Genomic DNA, 16,119 nt, shown 5'->3' on the forward strand with positions numbered 1-16,119 from the left:
TTTTATTTTCCTTATAAAATTATAAAAAAGTTTTATGGAATAAATTGTATTAGAACATAGGTCGTTCATAGTTTATGAATATATTAATAAGAATCCGTTGTTTCTTGCATAATCCATTGAGAAAATAACATTATTAGCTTAAAATGATTATATATATAAACATAAGATAAAAGGAGAGTGATTTTTTGTTCCAGTCTATAGTTGATTTTTTTGTAGAAAACAGAATACAATATGTTTTTACTGATATGCAATCCTACAAATTCGAATATGTAGGTATAGCTATTGTAGTGTTTGCATTATTTGTATTATTAAAAAAAGTGTTTGCAAAATATGTATTTAAAATAATATTGAGACTTGTTAATAAAACAAAGTTTAATACAGATACAAAAATAGTAGCTGCCTTTCAAAAACCTGTAACTAATTTTTTTGAGGTATTAGGATTTTATTTTGCTTTTAAAATTCTAACTTTGGCGGGAATTTCAATTAGCTTAATAACTATAGATAAGTTTTTTAGTTCTGCTGTAATTATCCTAATTACTTGGGGAATATATAATTTCACTGGCGAATCTTCTGTGCTATTTGAGAGAATGCATAGAGCTTATGATATAAAGGTGGATAAAATATTATTTCCGTTTATGTCAAAGGCATTAAGATTAATATGGGTAGCTTTAGCTATTACTATAATTGCTGAAAAATGGGGATATAATATTCAAGGTTTTGTTGCAGGGCTAGGATTAGGAGGACTTGCTTTTGCACTAGCAGCTAAAGATGCAGCAGCTAATATTATTGCAGGTATTTTTATAATATTAGACAAACCATTTACTATTGGAGACTGGATTAGTAGTGACTCATTAGAAGGTAGTATAGAGGATATTTCTTTTAGAACTACTAAAATAAGGGCTGTTGATCAATCATTAATAATAGTGCCCAATTCAAAATTAACTAATGATGCTGTAATCAATTTTAGTAGAAGAGGAAAACGAAGAGTTAGTTTTAATTTAGGACTAAATTATAGAACCTCTAGGGACAAATTAGAAACTTGTGTTGAAAGCATAAGGCATATGTTAGAGAATCATTCACAGATTAATAAGGAGGACATCCTTGTTAGATTCGATAAATTTAATTCAAGTAGTATAGACGTTTTAATATGTTTCTTTACTGATACAGCAGATTTTAATGAATACTTTAAAATAAAAGAGGATGTTAATTTTGAAATAATGGATATTCTGAAAAAGCAAGGAGTTTCAATGGCATTTCCAAGCACAAGCTTATATGTGGAAAGTCTACCTAATACAATAGAAGAGAATTTTAAATTAGTGGATAAAGCCCAGAAAAAGGAAACATCAGAATAAAATTTTTCAAGAAGCAATGGAAAAACTGAAAACAATAAAAGCTTTAGGGTGTGCCCTAGAGCTTTTTATAGTTACATAGAATGACAAGTGTTTCAAAAATTACAATGGCATATTGGAGGAAAAAACCATTATATATAGAATACAAGTAAGTATGAGTTTGTTCTAAAGTAAATTAAAGAAATACGGTAAATATTAATTAGACTAGAATCTCAAGTAGGGGGAAATTATGGACGAGAAGCAACTGTTAAAAAACTTATGTACGTCGCATGCTCCAAGTGGACGCGAACATTGGATACATCCACAGATTAAAGAGGCTTTTGAGCCATTTTGCGAAGTTACAGAAGGGAAATTAAATAATCTGTATGCTATAAAAAAAGGCAATAAAAATGGAGAAAGAAAAAGTATAATGCTTATGGCACATGCTGATGAGGTCTTCCTTATGATAACGGAGATAATGCCAAAGGGATTTTTAAAGTTTATTGGTAGTGGTATTGATCCTAAGACCTTGGTTTCACAGGAAGTTCTTATTCATGGCAAAAAACAGATAGATGGCATTATAGGAATTAAACCACCGCATCTTATGACTGAGGGAGAAAGTGAAAAATCAGTTACCATATCAGGGTTAACAATTGATACAGGGTATAGCACAGAGAAATTACAAGAGATTGTGAGTATTGGTGATTTTGTAACCTTAAAAAGAGATTTCTATGAGCTTTTAAATAATAATGTAACATGTAAAGCTACAGATGATAGAGCAGGTATAGTGGCTATGTATACTTGTTGCAAAGAACTAGAAAAAATAAACCATGATTTAGATGTTTATTTTGTAGCTTCTTGCCAAGAGGAAGTAGGGCATAGAGGCGCTAAAATGGCAAGTTATGATTTACTTCCAACTCTAGCTATTGCTATAGATGTAACTTTTGATAATGGTCCTATGGGTGATATGGATCGCGAAAACAAACTAGGTGGAGGTCCTGTTATATGTTTTGGGCCTAATATTCATAGTAAGTTTAGAGAAAGACTTATGGAAATAGCTGATGAGTACGCCATTCCTTATAACGTAGAAGTGGAATCTGGCAATACTGGAACAGATGCTTGGGATATACAAGTAACTAGGGGCGGTATTCCTACACTATTAATATCTATACCAATCAAGTATATGCATACATCAGTTGAGATTGTTAATATGGATGATATTATAAATACAGGAAGATTAATTGCTAAGTTTATTGAAAAGGTAAGTAGGAAGGACGTGGGGGAATTACTATGCTTTTAGAAAAATTATCTAATGCCGCAGGTCCTTCAGGGTTTGAAGGAGAAGTAAGAGAAATTATAAAAGAAGAAATTGTGAATTATGTAGATGATATGAAAGTAGATGTTATGGGCAATATTATTGTCCATAAGAAAGGTAATGGCGCCAAAATACTTATAGATGCCCATATGGATGAAGTAGGTTTTATTATTACTGGATATAATCAAGATGGTACTTTAAGGTTTGAATCCTTAGGGGGGATTAACGGCAAGGTGCTCCTATCTAAAGTTGTATTAATAGGTAAAAATAAGATAACAGGAGTAATAGGATTTAAACCAATTCATCTGCAAAATGGAGATGAAAGGAAAAAGAATGTAAAGGCTAGTATGTGTTGCATTGATATAGGTTCAAGTTCTAAGGAAGAAACTAAAAAAAATATAAAAATTGGAGAATTTGTGGTGTTCCAAATGAAGTATGGTAAGTTTGGAGATGGACTAGTTAAAGGAAAAGCCTTTGATGATAGAATGGGCTGCGCTGTTGCTATAGAAATATTAAAGGGAAGTTATAATTGTGATCTTTATGTTAGCTTTAATGTTCAAGAGGAGGTAGGAGAAAGAGGAGCCTATGTTTCTGCTTTTAATATACAACCAGATATAGGAGTTGCGCTAGAGGGAACTATATGTGCAGATATGCCTGGTATTCCTAAACATTTGAATGCCACAGAAATAGGTAAGGGTCCTGCACTATCTATTATGGATAAGACTAGTATTTTTGATGATGAGATTTTAAAGACATTAATAAAGGTAGCAGAAGATAAGGATATACCTTATCAGCTAAGGAGAGCAACGGCAGGTGGAAATGATGCAGGAGCTATACTTATGTCAGGAGATGGAGCAAAGGTAGCTACAGTGTCAGTGCCTTGTAGATATATACATTCCTCTGTTTCAGTAGCAAGTATACAGGATTATAAGGATACTGTGACACTTATGGTGGAGTGGCTAAAAACATTTTAAAAATAAGCGGTTTATGAAAGTGAGGATTAATCATGGATATAATGTTACAAAAACTAGTTAAAGCCTTTGGTGTTAGTGGCCATGAAGATGAGGTTAGAGCAGTTATAAGGGAAGAATTAAAGGATATTAATTGTGATATAAAAGAAGATAAGATGGGGAATTTAATAGTTAAATTAGGTAGTGGCGCACAAAAAATAATGTTCTGTGCTCATATGGATGAAATAGGGCTTATAGCTACATATATAGAGGACAAGGGGTTTGTACGAGTAAGCAATATAGGGGGGATTCGTGCCTCTGAAATAGTACATAATCTTGTTGTGTTTCAAAATGGTATTATGGGCAAAGTTAGTGCTACAAAATCAGAGCCTAAAATAGAAGATTTATTTATAGACCTTGGTGTGTCTTCAAGAGAAGAAGCATTAAAGAAGATTAAAGAAGGCGATACAGCATGTCTTTTATCAGATTTCATGGAAGTAGAAGATAAAATAATAAGTCCATGTTTAGATGACAGGATAGGATGTTATATTCTTCTTAGGATGATAAAAGAAATTAAACAAACAAAAAATGAGCTATATTTTGTATTTTCTACCCAAGAGGAACTAGGGGGAAGGGGAGCAAGAGCAGCAGCTTACACTGTAAATCCAGATTACTGCATAGTATTAGATACACAGGAGGCAGGAGATTATATTGGTGCAGAGAGAAAATTAGAACTTGGAAAAGGTCCCATAATTAAGATAAAAGATAGAACTTTAATTATGCATCATGAAATCAAAGAAATGCTTGAAAATGCAGCGCAAAGATCGGTGGTAAAAGTTCAATATGGAGTTTCCAATGGAAGTACAGATGGTGGAAATATTCATAAAGAAAATGGTGGAATAAGAACAGGGGTAATTTCAATTCCTTGTAGATATACTCACTCTATATCGGAAATGATTTCTATGGAGGATGTAGAGGATACAATAAAGTTACTTAAAGGGTTTTCTATTTAAACCTTTCTTATATTATTAAAGTTTAGGAGATTTGTGTTTTACGATGCAAGTATTATATTTACATATATCATAAATGATGGTAATATAATAAGTGAGTAGTTTAAAAAAAATAGAAGAGTATGGGGGGATTTATATGAAGAATTTATTAAAAAAATTAATAAGCATTCTAATGTGCTTCATAATGGTTTTATCAATAGCAAGTTTGAAGACAGATGTTGTACAAGCTAAAGAGAAAGATGTTATTCCTAAGATGGATATTGTATCACTTGAACATTTCCCATTCATTGAAGGACAAGAAAATTCTATATATGCGTCTTGTAATAATTATACAGGTAAAGTTCAGTATCAGGCATTTTATATAGGAGAAAACACCATGAATTCATGGGAATTAGTTAATAATAAAGATATGGTAGATGGATGGACAAAATCTATAGAGGCTAATAAGTTTGCAGTACTTAATATATCTAATTTAAACTTAAAACCAGACTATTATAAATTCGCAATTAGAGTAAAAAGAGATGGAGTGCAGGGGAAATATAAAAATAAGTATGGTAGCTATGATGATGTATATGCTTTTTCCACAGTAGTAAAAAAAATTGAAAAAGAAATAAAAAATGAAGTGATTGAAGTTAGTAACGCAAAAGAATTATTAGAAAATATAGGATCCAACAAGACTATAAAATTAAAAGCGGGTGAATATGACTTATTAGCTGTAAAAGATTTAAATAATAAGCATATAAAATTTGAAAAAGTGTTTGATGGACAACAGCTAGTAGTATCAGATATAAGCAATTTAACTATTGAAGGATTAAAAGATGCGCAGGTAAAATTATTAGTTAATCCAAGATATGCGAATGTACTTACTTTCAAAAATTCAAACAACATAAATATTTCAAATATAATTGCAGGGCATTATCCAGACAAGGGATCTTGTACCGGTGGAGTATTCTTTTTTGATAATTGTAAAAATGTTGATATAAAAAATTCAGTTTTATTTGGATGCGGAACAGAAGGTATAAATCTTAATAAGGTTGAAAATTTTAATTTTGAAAATTCTACAATTAAGGAGTGTTCTTATGATTTAATGACTTTACTTGATTCAAAGAACATTGTATTTAAAGACTCGAATTTTTATGATACGGTGGAATTTAATCTTATAAATGTAAGTAATACTAAGGGTGTTATTTTTGATAAATGTAACATTTACAATAACAAGGCAACAGGTGAATTTTTCCCATATTTATTTAATGTAGATGAAAATTCAAATGTTCTTGTTAAAAATTGCATAATAAAAGATAATAAAGTTAAGAGTTTAGTCAGTAATAAGGAAGCTGTTATTTTTGAAAATGTAGAATTTCATAATAATACTTTTGACAAAAAATAAAATAAATACTAAAGGATAAGGATACTGTTTGGGATAAAACAGTATCCTTTCTAAAATATCCTTAAAATAATGCCTTTTTTTCAATTACAAGTGGAAATTCTTCATCACCATTAAGTTGCTTATTTTTATCTATAATTACATTTTTGTCCATTATAACATTGAAGAGTTTAGAATTTTCTCCAATTTCGCAATTTTGAAGAATAATACTATTTTTAATTTCAGCACCTTTATGAACTACAACTGCCCTTGATATAACACTATTTTCAATAAGCCCCTCTATAATACAGCCGTCAGCAATTATGGAATTTTTTACGTTGCTTTCATCGTAATATTTAGTAGGTGGTTCATCTTTAATTTTTGTATAGATGGGTCCATTACTAAAAAATAATTCCTTAGTTGTTTTTAAGTTTAACAGGTCCATATTAGCTTTGTAGTAGGTACTTATTGAATTAATACATTGAAGGTAGCCTTTAAATTCATAAGCCGTAACTTTTAAATCTTTAATGCTTTTATATATAAGATCCTTAATAGTAAAGTAAGAACCAGTTTGTATACACTTATCAATGAGTGATATTAAAAGGTCCTTTTTCATAATGAACATTTCCATGGAAATATTTAAACTGTCATAAGTGCCCATATTCTTACCTACACTTAGTACATTATTTTTTTCATCTATATTTAATACGTCGCAATTTAAGAAATTTTTAGTCCCAGTTTTAATATTTTTATATATGACGGTTATATCTTGCTGTCTCTCTTCATGATATTTCACGGCATCTATATAATCTACATTCCCTATCATATAAGAGGGAGAAATAATAACATTTTTTTCTTTACTTCTATATATATATTCCATGTTATTCCACAACATTTCTGCATCATTTATAGACATGTTACCAATGCCAAAATTAAAAACAAATAGCCCATTGAGCCTTCTATCTAAATCCCATGGTTTTCCAGAACCTAAGTGATCTACTAAGGAACGAGATTTACTTTGAGTGAAAATTCCAATGTTTTTAAGACCTGAATTAACCATGTTAGATAACGCGAAATCTATAATTCTATACCTAGCAGCTATAGGAATAGAAGCTAGTGGTCTGTTTTTAGTAAGACTTATTATATTTGTTTCATTTTCGTTTAGATTTAATATACCCATATAATTAGTAAGCATTTAACCACCTCATCTTATAACTGAATTAGATTTAATTTCAGTGCCTTCTGCAACTAGAGTTATGTCATCTGCAATTCCTATAAGGGAATGACCTCTTATGATAACATTATTACCAATTATAGCTTTATCGATAACAACATTGTCCCCTATTTTGGTGTTAGGCATAATAACAGAATTTGATATTTTAGAGTTTTTTCCAACTGTAACTCCTTGAAATAGTACTGAATTATAAACTTCCCCAAGAACAATGCATCCTTCCACTACCAGTGAGCTTGTAACTTTTGCATTAGGGCCTATATATTGAGCTGGGTTGGTAGGATTTATGGAATATATCTTCCAAGATTCATCATGAATATTTAATTCATTATTATCATCTATTAAATCCATATTTGCTTCCCAAAGACTTTTAATAGTACCTACATCTTTCCAATAGCCGTTAAAGGGATAGGCATAAAGTTTCTTTTGGTTTTTAAGCATAGAAGGTATTATATTTTTCCCAAAATCGTTGTTGGAGTGTTTATTGTTTTCATCATCCTTTAAAAAGCTTTTAAGAAACTTCCAATTGAAAATATATACACCCATAGAAGCCATATTGTTTTTGGGGTTTTGAGGCTTTTCTTCAAATTCATATATTTTGTTATCTGAAGTAGTATTCATTATTCCAAATCTAGAGGCTTCATCTATTGGAACTTCAATAACGGCTATAGTAGCATCGGCGGATTTTTCTTTGTGAAAATTGAGCATTTTTGAATAATCCATTTTGTAAACGTGGTCTCCAGAGAGAATAAGTACATACTCTGGGTCATAAGAGTCTATAAAATTAGTATTTTGATGGATTGCATTAGCGGTACCTTTATACCAATCTCCTCCAGATTCATCCATATAAGGAGGGAGAAGTGTAACTCCACCGTTATTTCTATCTAAATCCCAAGGGACGCCTATACCTATATGAGAATTTAGTGCAAGGGGTTGGTATTGTGTTAGGACCCCAACCGTATCTATTCCTGAATTTGAACAATTACTTAGAGTAAAATCAATAATCCTATACTTACCCCCAAAAGGTATTGCAGGTTTTGCTGTGTTTTTAGTAAGCATCTTAAGCCTACTACCTTGTCCACCTGCTAGAATCATAGCTATCATCTCTTTTTTTGGCATTTTAAATACCCCCATTATCTAAGGCTTCTTCAATAAAAAACTAACTAATAAGCTTGTCTATTTTTGAAGATGCTTAAAGCTTCATTATATTACTTTACCTATGTATATTATGATGAAGGTGATTTAATGCCTTTTAAAGAAAATATATTTATAATTGTGGCAAATAGTAAAAAAGGAATTGGGCACATATTGCACCCAATTCCTTTTTTTGTATTATATGAATTTATAATATATAGCTTAATAATAGCATTATGTTAAGTGCAGTTACTATAAGTCCAATAATCCAAAGAGTTACTTTATCGAATCTAGTGTTTGCATACTTGCCCATAACTTTTTTAGATGAAGTTAAATATATCTGGAGGAATATAGTTATAGGAAGTTGGATACTTAAGAGCATTTGAGAATAGATGAGTCCCTTAAATGGTTCCGATATAAAAAATATAACTACTGCAGCACCAACTAAAGTAATTGCTACACCTATTTTAGTATGAATATCATGAATATCATAAGGTTCTCCAAATATTCCTGCAAAAATACTACCACCAGCCATGCCAGCGGTAACTGACGAGGCGATTCCTGCAAACAGTAGGGCTAGTGCAAATACTACGGATGCTATACTTCCAAGCATGGGTGTAAGCATTTGTTGAGCTTGACTAAGCTCCGTAACATGAATATTTTGTGTAAAGAAAGTAGCAGCTGCAATAAGTATCATAGCACTATTTATAGCCCAACCTATTATCATTGAGAAAAATGTGTCCATAAATTCATACTTCAATTGTTTTTTTATTACAGTTTCATCTTTTAGATTCCATTGACGACTTTGAATTATTTCCGAATGGAGAAATAAATTATGAGGCATTACAACGGCACCCAGAACGCTCATTATTATTGGAATAGATCCCTTAGGGAAAGAGGGTTTAACCCAACTTATCATTGCTTTTCCCCATTCGATATGAACAAGGCTAAGTTCAAATATAAAAGATATTCCTATTATAGAAACAAAGCCGATAATCCATTTTTCTAGCTTTTTATAAGAATTTGTGAATAGCATCCATAAAATCAATGCTAAAACTAATACCGTACCTAGTTTTATAGGTATACCAAATAACATATTTAAAGCAATAGCGCCACCAAGAAGTTCTGCAAGAGCAGTAGATACTGCAGCCACGACTGCAGAGCCAAGCACTACTTTGTTCAATTTTGGTTTTAAGGTGGCAGTAGATGCTTCTGCTATACAATTACCTGTAACAATTCCAAGATGGGCCGCATTATGTTGAAGAACAATTAACATAATAGTTGAAAGGGTTACCATCCAAAGTAGAGTATATCCATAACTGGCACCAGCGGCAACATTTGCTGCCCAGTTACCAGGATCTATAAATCCAACAGTTACTAGCAGTCCAGGTCCAATATATTTTATAAAATCTAATGCCATAAGTTTTGGTTTATGGTCATCTTTTAAAAGGTTTTTAATAGTTGAAAATTTCACTTTAACACTTCCGTCCTATATTTTATTGTTGTACTATATAATATATATTATATAGTAATTATTATTTAAAGCAACATTAAAAATAGAATAAATGAAAATATACTATAATAAGGATATTTTTTTATTATATAGGAAACAGCTTGTGCAAATGATTGTGGATAACACTTACACTTGATCATAGAGATATTTTGTTCTCATACAGAGTGCATATTTACGGTTTATTATTATTATTTTGTAGAATTAATAAATAAAATGTTAAATTGTTCACTAAAAATATACAAAAAAGTAAAGTACATTTATCTATATAATCTACTGTTTAGTATGGAATGGTGCTATAATAGTAATAGTGAGTGTTGCTTTATTGGGTTTAAATTATATTTTGTAATTTAAACTAAAATAAGGCTTTTTTAATAAATACTCAGAAAAAATGATTATTGTCTGAATTTTTGGAAATAATTTAGAAAAAGTACTTTATTTTCATGAATTAAAACCGATTATTTAACTACTATATAATATATTATAAAAGTCTTTATAGTCACTTTAGTGGCATTCGAGGAGGAATTTATTATGGCAATTAGTTTGAAAAAAGGTCAAAAGGTAGATTTAACTAAAACCAACCCGGGTCTTGTTAATGTTATTGTTGGACTTGGTTGGGATACTAATAAATATGATGGGGGATCGGCTTTCGACCTAGATGCAGCGGCTTTCTTGGTTGGGTCAAATGGAAAAGTAACATCTGACAATGATTTTATTTTTTATAATAACCCAAAGGACTCAGCGGAGTCTGTAACCCATTTGGGAGACAACAAGACTGGTGAGGGTGAGGGCGATGATGAACAAATTAGAATAGAACTAAGTAAAGTTCCAGCTTCTGTTGAAAAAATCAACTTTACAGTAACTATTCATGAGGCTGCGGAGAGATCTCAAAATTTTGGACAAGTTTCTAATGCATTTATAAGAATTTGTGATGAGACTAGCAATGAAGAATTAATAAGATATGATTTGAGCGAAGATTATAGCGTTGAAACTGCAGTAGTTGTAGCTGAACTATACCGTAATAATGGAGAATGGAAGTTTAGTGCAGTTGGAAGTGGATTCGAAGGTGGATTATCTGCGCTTTGTGCTAACTTTGGAATTAGTGTAAACTAACATAGCCGAAGGTGATGACTAATAATTAAGGGGGAATAATCATGACTATTAACTTAAATAAAGGTCAAAAAATTGATTTAACCAAAACCAATCCAAGTTTAAAGAAAGCAATCATAGGACTAGGCTGGGATACAAACAAATATTCAGGTGGAGGCGATTTTGATTTAGATGCCTCAGCTTTTTTAGTAGGTGCCAATGGAAAAACTAATAATGACCTAGATTTTATATTTTATAACAATTTAGAGCATTCATCAGGAGCTGTTATACATACAGGTGATAATAGAACTGGAGAAGGAGAAGGAGACGATGAACAATTAATCGTTGAATTTTCTAAAATACCTAAAGATATTGAAAAAATTGCAATTACAGTTACTATACATGATGCAATAGCTCGTGCTCAAAATTTTGGTCAGATATCTAATGCCTTTGTTAGAGTAGTAAATGAAGAAACTAATGAAGAAATATTAAGGTATGACCTATCAGAGGATTTTTCAGTAGAAACTGCATTGGTATTTTGTGAAATATATCGTAATAATGGAGAATGGAAGTTTAGTGCAACAGGAAGTGGTTTTCAAGGCGGACTTTCAGCCCTTTGTAAGAATTATGGTCTTGATGCTTAGAGGGATACAAATATAAATTAATAAGTGTAAGCAAGTACAATAGATATTAGGGGAGTTGGGAAACATGAGTATAAATTTACAAAAGGGTCAAAGAATAAGCCTAACAAAAGATAATCCTGGTTTAAAAAAGACAATGGTCGGACTTGGATGGGATCCAGTAAAACAAAAATCTAAGGGATTACTTGGAGGATTATTTGGTGGCAGTCAAGCACAAGTAGATTGTGATGCTTCTGTATTTATGTTAGATGAAAATGATAAGATAAAATCCAAAGAAAATATAATTTATTTTGGAAATTTAAAAAGCAAATGTGGTAGTGTTCAGCATATGGGAGACAATCTTACTGGAAGTGGCGATGGGGACGATGAGCAAATCATGGTTGACCTATCAGGTATACCTCAAAATATAGCCAAGCTAGTGTTTGTTGTTAATATATATGCTGCAGCGGAGCGTAAACAACATTTTGGCATGATAGAAAATGCTTTTATACGCTTAGTAAATGTAACAGACAACAAAGAAATGCTTCGTTTTAACTTGACAGAAGAATATTCTGGTAAAACTGGTTTATACGTTGCGGAAATTTATCGCAATAACGGAGAATGGAAATTCATAGCTGTAGGTGAAGGCGATGCCTCTGCTGGATTAAATGAAATGTCAAAAAAATACCAATAAATATAGAGTATAGATTGATATAAATATATATTTATAGAAAAGCACTTGTGTAGAAAATGACATGTCCATCATTTTCTACATTTTAATGTAAAGGAAATATATAAATTACTGAAAGGTGGATAATATGAAATATTTTAATAAGCAGAGCTCAGAAGTTTTAGATGAGCTTAAGGTTGATAGCAGCGTTGGATTATCGAGTTCCGAGGTTAAAGAAAGACTGGAGAAATACGGTGCTAACGAATTTACTAAACAAGAAAAAGGATCTATATGGGATAGTGTGAAGGAAGCAATAACTGAGCCTATGATGATAATACTTTTAGTTGCAGCCGTAATTAGTGCATTAGTAGGAGAGGTTGAAGATGCTATTGGTATAGTATGTGCCGTAGCAGTAGGAATTGGTATAGGTATTTTTACAGAAGGAAAATCACAAAAAGCCGCAGATGCACTTTCAAAAATGACAGAAAACATAGAGGTAAAAGTAACACGTAATGGGAAAATTATTCAAGTAAATAAAAACGATTTGGTACCAGGAGATATGGTTTTAATTGAAACTGGAGATATGGTGCCAGCAGATGGAAGACTTATAAGTAGTATTGATTTAATGGTTAGAGAGGATATGCTTACAGGAGAATCGGAGGACGTAAGCAAAGATTCTGAAGTTGTAATAGAGATGGAAAATATAAAATCTAAAGATAAAAACATTGTACAAGACCCTATTCCAGCAAAACAACTGAATATGGTTTTTGGTGGAACGCTGGTAGCTTACGGTAGAGCTAGCTTTGTAGTTACTTCTACTGGTGATAGCTCTCAAATGGGTGAAATAGCTAAAAATCTTGAGGATAGTGATCTGCAAACACCACTTCAAGCAAAGCTTGGAGATTTAGGTGGTAAGATTTCAAAAGTATCAAGTGCTATAGCTGCTGTATTATTTATAGTTATGATTGTAAAAATGGTAATGGCCAAGACTATATCACCAGACACTTCAGGAATATTTGCATTTTTACAGTCGGTTGAACCTATAAAAACTGCTTTTGTTGTATGTGTTGCATTAATTGTTGCCGCTGTTCCAGAAGGACTCCCAACAATGATAAATATGACACTCGCAATCACTATGCAGAAAATGGCTAAAATAAATGCCCTTGTTACTAAAAAAGAAGCCTGTGAAACAATAGGTTCTGTAAGTGTAATATGCTCAGATAAAACAGGTACACTTACTCAAAATAGAATGACTGTAGAAAAAGTTTATTTAAATGGTAAGTTCAAAGAAAGAAATGAATTAAGTGATGGAAATAACTACTTTATAGATAACTGTCTTGTAAATTCAACGGCAGATATTCAAAAGGAAGGTAAAGAAGTTAAATATTTAGGTAGTGCAACAGAATGTGCTTTACTTTTATATAATGATGCTTGTGATTATGTACAAGAAAGACAAAGTGCAAAAATAGCTCATCAAATTCCATTTAGTTCAAAACGTAAGAGAATGAGCACAGTTATAGAAGGTGAGGGCGGCTCTACATTATTAACAAAGGGAGCACCAGAAATCGTTCTAGAGCTATGCAAATATGAGCATGTTAATTGTATGGAAGTAGAGTTAGATGAAGCTAGAAGGAAGGAAATATCCAACGAAATTGAAAAACTTCAAAAAAAATCTATGAGAGTACTTGGCTTTGCATATAGAAATATTGATGAAGAGGTAGCCATGGCATCCGAGCAAGGTACCTTAGAAAATGATTTAGTGTTTACAGGCTTTGTAGGAATAAAAGATCCCCTAAGACTTGATGTTAAAGAAGCTGTAGAAACTGCTAGAAATGCAGGAGTTGCTACAAAAATGCTTACAGGGGACAATATTAATACAGCTATTGCTATAGGGGAAGAATTAGGTTTACTTAGTGGTAAAAATAGAGCAGTAGAGGCCAGTTATATAGATACATTAACTGACGAAGAACTTAGACAAGAGATAACAACTATTTCAATAGTAGCACGTTCAAAACCTGATACAAAAATGAGAATAGTTATAGCTCTTCAAAATAATGGAGAAGTAGTTGCTGTAACGGGAGATGGAATAAACGATGCTCCAGCACTTACAAAAGCAGATGTAGGTATAGCTATGGGAATAGCTGGAACTGAAGTTAGTAAAAATGCTGCAGATATAATTTTAACAGATGATAGTTTTGGAACTATTGTAAAAGGAATTAAATGGGGAAGAGGTATTTACGAAAACTTCCAAAGATTTATTCAATTCCAGATAACAGTAAATATAATTGCATTCTTAACAGCAATTTTATCTGTAGTATTTGATTTTCAAATGCCATTTACTACAATACAACTCTTATGGGTAAACATTATAATGGATGGTCCACCAGCACTGTCACTAGGACTAGAACCAGTAAGAGATGCTGTTTTAAACAGAAAACCTACAAATAGAAATGCCAGTATTATAACTAAACAAATGATGAAGAGCATGCTTTTAAATGCTATATATATAACTGGTATTATTATGGTTCAGATGAAATTCGACATATTAGGCGCTGGATTCCCGAAAGAAGGGGTTACAGGACCAAATGAAATGCAGACAGTATTATTCGCATTATTTGCTTTTAGTGCATTATTTAATGCTTTTAACTGTAGAGAATTTGGAGCAAACAGCATATTGCCTAGTCTTACAAAAAACACTATATTCTTAAAGATAATTTCGATTACAGCAGTAGCACAGATATTTGTAACTGAAGTGTTTTCAGGATTCTTTAATGCAGTTCCTTTAAGTGTTACTATGTGGCTTAAGATAATCCTATTATCTTCACTTGTAATAGTTGTAAATGAAATTGCAAAATTAGTTATGAAGCCTTTTGTAAAAAAAGAGCAACAAGTAAAACCAGAATCAGAGGAAAAGATAGCAGCCTAGGAACAACAAAATCCACATTATTGAGTAAAATCAATAATGTGGATTTTTTATATTAGTGAATATATGATAATTCTAAACAATATAGGAATGTAATTTATCTTGTGAAACATCGTGAACTTCATGGAGTTTTCCATGTACTATATCTAAAATTTCTTCACCTGCAAATATACCAGATGTCTTTGTAATAAATACAGTATCTTCAAGTTTTTTCACAGGAACAGCCTTTAGTAATTCTCCATGTGAAGGAATTATCCCATAATTTGAATGTTCAATCATAGGGTAGTCTAGTAGAGAATCACCAGCAGCTATAAATGTATTTATATTTTCTAGTTCCATTATATATTCTATAGGATCATATTTATTTATACAATTAGGTACTATATAAACCTTTTTTCCTTGTTTTGATAGGCTATAATTATGCTTTGAGCAAAAGAGCCTTAATACTTCGAAATAATCTATTGCTATTTCTCCCTTTAAAAAGGTATTAGCTAACTTTTCTTCATCCATAATGGAGTATATAAAAAGATCTTCACAAGTTTTATATGATTTTACAAAGTCACTTTCTAAAAAGAAACTACATAATTTTATCATAGTCGCAATAGATGTAGCGGCCTTAATTTTAGAACAACTTATATCTGACCAAGTTTTAAGTTCCTTGCCATCTTTAAGTATTATGCCTCCGTTAGCTACTACTGCGTATTTAGGTCTTATTACATCATAGAAGTAATTCATTCTCATATATTGCGCTGTAGAGCGGGTGGTGACAGGTATAAAAAGCATACTTTCATTTATATGCTCTAGTTTATTTTGAATGGACTTAGTAATGAAACTACTGTTACAATTATTATAAAAATCCACAGGAACAAGTTTTTCTTCATTAATTAGGGTGCAGTGCCTTGAAGAATATATAAGCGTGCTATCAAGGTCCGAGGCAAATATCATATAGTCACATCCTTTGGTTACTTTATATATA

13 protein-coding genes are annotated in these 16,119 nt (G+C 31.6%); 9 read left to right on the top strand and 4 right to left on the bottom strand.

Going from position 1 to position 16,119, the window contains the following annotated elements:
* Window positions 1–185: 185 nt before the first annotated feature.
* From G9F71_RS00525 to G9F71_RS00545, 5 genes are all read left to right on the top strand, one after another.
* Complete coding sequence (locus G9F71_RS00525; protein ID WP_224617363.1) at window positions 186–1,352, top strand: mechanosensitive ion channel family protein; 1,167 nt, start codon at window positions 186–188, stop codon at window positions 1,350–1,352.
* 226 nt (window positions 1,353–1,578) lie between these two features.
* On the top strand, window positions 1,579–2,628 hold the full coding sequence (locus tag G9F71_RS00530) for a M42 family metallopeptidase (RefSeq protein ID WP_164951928.1): 1,050 nt from the start codon (window positions 1,579–1,581) through the stop codon (window positions 2,626–2,628).
* Window positions 2,619–3,617, top strand: coding sequence for a M42 family metallopeptidase (locus G9F71_RS00535; RefSeq protein WP_164951927.1), 999 nt, complete (start codon window positions 2,619–2,621; stop codon window positions 3,615–3,617). Before G9F71_RS00530 ends, G9F71_RS00535 begins: the two co-directional genes overlap by 10 nt.
* 32 nt (window positions 3,618–3,649) lie before the next feature.
* Window positions 3,650–4,606 (top strand): M42 family metallopeptidase, encoded by a 957-nt coding sequence (locus tag G9F71_RS00540; RefSeq protein ID WP_164951926.1) that lies wholly within the window; start codon window positions 3,650–3,652, stop codon window positions 4,604–4,606.
* A gap of 133 nt (window positions 4,607–4,739) precedes the next feature.
* Window positions 4,740–5,990: a right-handed parallel beta-helix repeat-containing protein gene (locus G9F71_RS00545; protein ID WP_164951925.1), complete on the top strand. Its 1,251-nt coding sequence runs from the start codon at window positions 4,740–4,742 to the stop codon at window positions 5,988–5,990.
* 61 nt (window positions 5,991–6,051) lie between these two features.
* Here the strand turns inward: G9F71_RS00545 and glgD are convergent, their stop codons facing one another.
* The 3 genes from glgD to G9F71_RS00560 all read right to left on the bottom strand — a co-directional run bounded on the left by glgD (window position 6,052) and on the right by G9F71_RS00560 (window position 9,751).
* The gene (gene glgD, locus G9F71_RS00550) at window positions 6,052–7,161 is read right to left on the bottom strand and encodes a glucose-1-phosphate adenylyltransferase subunit GlgD (RefSeq protein WP_164951924.1); all 1,110 of its coding nucleotides are present in this window, start codon (window positions 7,159–7,161) and stop codon (window positions 6,052–6,054) included.
* Between the two features lie 9 nt (window positions 7,162–7,170).
* Window positions 7,171–8,316, bottom strand: coding sequence for a glucose-1-phosphate adenylyltransferase (locus G9F71_RS00555; protein ID WP_164951923.1), 1,146 nt, complete (start codon window positions 8,314–8,316; stop codon window positions 7,171–7,173).
* Between the two features lie 223 nt (window positions 8,317–8,539).
* The gene (locus G9F71_RS00560; RefSeq protein WP_164951940.1) at window positions 8,540–9,751 is read right to left on the bottom strand and encodes an Nramp family divalent metal transporter; all 1,212 of its coding nucleotides are present in this window, start codon (window positions 9,749–9,751) and stop codon (window positions 8,540–8,542) included.
* Between the two features lie 618 nt (window positions 9,752–10,369).
* Here G9F71_RS00560 and G9F71_RS00565 point away from each other — a divergent pair.
* From G9F71_RS00565 to G9F71_RS00580, 4 genes are all read left to right on the top strand, one after another.
* Entirely contained in the window at window positions 10,370–10,954 is a 585-nt protein-coding gene (locus G9F71_RS00565) for a TerD family protein (protein WP_369430066.1), read from the top strand.
* A 41-nt stretch (window positions 10,955–10,995) separates the two neighbouring features.
* On the top strand, window positions 10,996–11,574 hold the full coding sequence (locus G9F71_RS00570) for a TerD family protein (RefSeq protein WP_125004956.1): 579 nt from the start codon (window positions 10,996–10,998) through the stop codon (window positions 11,572–11,574).
* 64 nt (window positions 11,575–11,638) lie between these two features.
* Window positions 11,639–12,244: a TerD family protein gene (locus G9F71_RS00575; protein WP_125004958.1), complete on the top strand. Its 606-nt coding sequence runs from the start codon at window positions 11,639–11,641 to the stop codon at window positions 12,242–12,244.
* Between the two features lie 124 nt (window positions 12,245–12,368).
* Window positions 12,369–15,146, top strand: coding sequence for a calcium-translocating P-type ATPase, PMCA-type (locus tag G9F71_RS00580; RefSeq protein WP_164951921.1), 2,778 nt, complete (start codon window positions 12,369–12,371; stop codon window positions 15,144–15,146).
* A gap of 72 nt (window positions 15,147–15,218) precedes the next feature.
* Here the strand turns inward: G9F71_RS00580 and G9F71_RS00585 are convergent, their stop codons facing one another.
* Complete coding sequence (locus tag G9F71_RS00585; protein WP_164951920.1) at window positions 15,219–16,088, bottom strand: HAD hydrolase family protein; 870 nt, start codon at window positions 16,086–16,088, stop codon at window positions 15,219–15,221.
* Between the last annotated feature and the right edge of the window lie 31 nt (window positions 16,089–16,119).

Origin of the sequence: Clostridium sp. FP2 (assembly GCF_011065955.2) — a bacterium.
GTDB classification, from domain to species: Bacteria; Bacillota; Clostridia; order Clostridiales; family Clostridiaceae; genus Clostridium_AD; species Clostridium_AD tagluense.

Bases quoted from the DNA above. Each gene is read 5' to 3' on its own strand.
- G9F71_RS00530 (WP_164951928.1), top strand. From the start codon at position 1,579: ATGGACGAGAAGCAACTGTTAAAAAACTTATGTACGTCGCATGCTCCA.
- G9F71_RS00535 (WP_164951927.1), top strand. From the start codon at position 2,619: ATGCTTTTAGAAAAATTATCTAATGCCGCAGGTCCTTCAGGGTTTGAA.
- G9F71_RS00540 (WP_164951926.1), top strand. From the start codon at position 3,650: ATGGATATAATGTTACAAAAACTAGTTAAAGCCTTTGGTGTTAGTGGC.
- G9F71_RS00545 (WP_164951925.1), top strand. From the start codon at position 4,740: ATGAAGAATTTATTAAAAAAATTAATAAGCATTCTAATGTGCTTCATA.
- glgD (WP_164951924.1), bottom strand. From the start codon at position 7,161: ATGCTTACTAATTATATGGGTATATTAAATCTAAACGAAAATGAAACA.
- G9F71_RS00555 (WP_164951923.1), bottom strand. From the start codon at position 8,316: ATGCCAAAAAAAGAGATGATAGCTATGATTCTAGCAGGTGGACAAGGT.
- G9F71_RS00560 (WP_164951940.1), bottom strand. From the start codon at position 9,751: ATGGCATTAGATTTTATAAAATATATTGGACCTGGACTGCTAGTAACT.
- G9F71_RS00570 (WP_125004956.1), top strand. From the start codon at position 10,996: ATGACTATTAACTTAAATAAAGGTCAAAAAATTGATTTAACCAAAACC.
- G9F71_RS00575 (WP_125004958.1), top strand. From the start codon at position 11,639: ATGAGTATAAATTTACAAAAGGGTCAAAGAATAAGCCTAACAAAAGAT.
- G9F71_RS00580 (WP_164951921.1), top strand. From the start codon at position 12,369: ATGAAATATTTTAATAAGCAGAGCTCAGAAGTTTTAGATGAGCTTAAG.
- G9F71_RS00585 (WP_164951920.1), bottom strand. From the start codon at position 16,088: ATGATATTTGCCTCGGACCTTGATAGCACGCTTATATATTCTTCAAGG.